Source organism: Nocardiopsis sp. TRM 82005 (assembly GCF_056312425.1).
Genome location: NZ_JBWDTQ010000059.1, coordinates 1 through 2,869 on the forward strand (window position 1 = coordinate 1; position 2,869 = coordinate 2,869).

Consider the following 2,869-nt stretch of genomic DNA (forward strand, 5'->3'; position numbering starts at 1 on the left):
GCTCCGCCCTCAACCGGCTGCTGGGCCACACCCAGGGCTCCCCGCCCACCGGTGAGGGAACGCCCGACGGCCCCAGGGCCCGACCCGCCTCCGATACCTCCGACGAATCGGGCGAAGGCGCCGGGACGGACCCCACCGCCCAGCAGCTCAACGACACCGAAGAGCTCCTGGACGAACTCAACCGGCTTACCGGGGTCAGGGACGACCCCGCACACATCACCGATGTCAGCCCGGACGCCAAGAGGGACCCCGGCGCGGACTGGGAGGGCGGGTGGTTCGCCGAGGGTATGCCTGGTCTCGACGAACTCACCTCCGAGCAGCGCGCCGACACCGGGCACGGTCCCAGCGAGTCGGACCGGGCCCTCACGCGCGTCGGCGGTGACGGGGACATCCTGACCGCCGCCCGCGACATCCCGGGCTCCACGCCGGACTTCCGGCTCGACCTCACCGGCATCGGCGGCGACCGCCTCCCCGACGCCCCGCAGATGCGCGACCGCACCTCTCCCGTCATGAACAGCGACGGCGACGGCGGCGACCCGCTGGACGGCGACAACACCGGAGACGCCGGACACATGTCCCAGGAGTCGTCCGGAGGGTACGGCGGGACCAGGACGGGCGGCGACGACCGTCCGGGCGTTCCGGAAACCCCGGCGTTCAACGGTGACAGGACCTCCGAGGGCGGCGATGGGGACTCTGGCGGCGAGCGCCCAGCGGGCCCGACGACGGCGAAGGAGTTCAGGGAGCACTCCTGGGGGGACAAGAACGACCCCGCCAACCAACAGGCATTCCTTGATGACCTCCAGCGGCTCCTCAACGAGAAGAAGCCGGATCAGAAGGGTGAGTACAACGAGTTCTACCGGGAGTTCTACAAGGAGAACAACGGCCACCGGAAGAGCGCGGACACCGTGGTCGGCCAGGAGAAGTGGGAGCTCCCGCGGATCAGCCGCGCAGACAACGGTGACTGGATTCCGCTGAAACCCGCGGAGGCGCCTGATTACCTGGGGGACAAGACCGAAATCCGCCTCGACGACCCCGAATTCATGCCGGAGTTGAGGGACGATCTCCCGAAGAGCGAGCGGGAGAGGACCGAGGCGGAGATCGCTCGTCGCGAACAGATCCGGACTGACTTGGGCGGGTTGGATTCCCTGGCGAGAAGACGACGTATGGCCATCGACGAGGCCATGGCCGCCAGCGACCACCTAGCGGACATGGAGGAAAAGTACGGCGAGTACAAGGAGAACGCGGATAACCATCCCCTGGTCGAAGCCGCCAAGAGAGGCTACAGAGAGGCCCAGAGCCACTCCACGGACCTCTCCGAGGTGTTCGGCGAGATGACCGCCAGATTCGGCGCGAGGTTCGAGTTCGACGGCAGTGCCATTATGGACAACGACGGCAATCCGCTGATGAGGCATGAGGTCGATGCGAACGGCGATACGGTCTACGACGAGAACCGCAAACCCAAGCTGGAGGAGTTGCGGCCGAACCTCGAAGGCGCGACGGAGATCCCGCCCTCGCCGTTCGCCCCGAAGAACGGCAACGACCAGTTCGACCAGATCCACCGCACCGTGGACGGCGACATCGTCATCGTTGAGGCCAAGAGCAGTACCAGGACCGAACTCGGTGAGCGCAAGATCACCCAGGAAGATGGTAAGCCTCGCCTGGTCAGTCAGGGAACGCGTGCTTACCTGGAGGACATCCTCACTGCGATGGAGGAACGAGGGCAAAAGCCCGGAAACTCACAGGAACTCATCCTGGCCCAGGAGATCCAGGACAAGCTCAAGCAAGGTCGCGTCGTCTACTCGTCGTTCAAGGGCAATCCCGTGGACATATACGCAAAGGACGATAAGGGAAATAGACAGTGGACCGGCGAATCCATCGCCAACGGATATGACCACCGCATCTTCGACCTGTCAGATAAGAAGGCCTCATGACTACCCACGTTTCCCGGCACAAACTGGACCATGGAGTGGACCAGAGCCTAATCGAACACCAGACCAAGCGCAGAGCAAAACTCATTCGAGAGTTGGAACAAGACTGCTCGAACATAGATTTGGACCTCTTCCCCATCTACAACCTCGCGAAAATGATGCTCCTCCTGGACCCCACCGCGGCGAAGGTGGAGACCTGGGAGTCGTGGACCATTGCCATGCAGGTTCACAACGCGGTCTTCGCTGTCTCCGGGGCGGAGGAGGGCACCGAGGTCGAGTACCGAATCGATCACGAGGTACGCACGCTCACAGCGCCCGGCATGCTCCACTGTGCCGACCCCTCCACCTGGGAAAGGGCTTTCTATCTCGCGGTCGTATGCCGTGACAACGCCCGTGCCAACGCCCTGTGCCAGATCCCTGTGGAGCGTCTACGTCAGGCTGCTCAGGGCGGGAAGGTCGAGTACAACGAATCCAATTACCACTGGATCGCCACACTCCAGGCCTACGTCAACGGCACCGACAACCTGGTCGACGAGCTGCGCTCAGCCATGGAACTGTCCGATCCCCGTCGTGGCGCCTTCGGTGGCGAAGCTCTCGACCTGCTGGTCTTTCCTGAGATGGAGGTCTTCCGCCGTCTGCTGATGGGAGACCCCGAGAAGTTCAACGAGGCGCTCGTCTTCGCCCTGAAGAGCTTCAAGCGCTACCACACCCGCGAGGACGCCCCACCGGGGGTACGCGGCATCGTTCCGTTGAACCTGTTGGCATGGGCCTGCCTGGCCTACGACAAGTCCCAGCGTTCCTCGGGCTTCTCCCTGGACGTGGAGTCGGAGTACCTACCGAAGCATCTCGTGAAGAGGTCCTGGTACGGCGAGTTCCCCGTCTGAGGGGCCACGCCCTAGGCTTCACCGTGCCGACCCACCCCTGTGAAGGATCCCCTTGAG

The 2,869-nt window shown here is 64.0% G+C and carries 1 protein-coding gene and 1 pseudogene; both read left to right on the forward strand.

The genetic code is table 11. The annotated features are described in order from the left end of the window. Window positions 1–1,931 (forward strand): annotated as a pseudogene (locus AC0T5L_RS27020) (hypothetical protein); the annotation flags it as partial. 152 nt (window positions 1,932–2,083) lie between these two features. Further along, window positions 2,084–2,812: an immunity 49 family protein gene (locus AC0T5L_RS27025; RefSeq protein WP_476168316.1), complete on the forward strand. Its 729-nt coding sequence runs from the start codon at window positions 2,084–2,086 to the stop codon at window positions 2,810–2,812. Window positions 2,813–2,869: the final 57 nt, after the last annotated feature.

What these genes read in the sequence shown, in the direction of transcription:
- AC0T5L_RS27025 (WP_476168316.1), top strand. Translation starts at nt 2,084, where the DNA reads ATGATGCTCCTCCTGGACCCCACCGCGGCGAAGGTGGAGACCTGGGAG.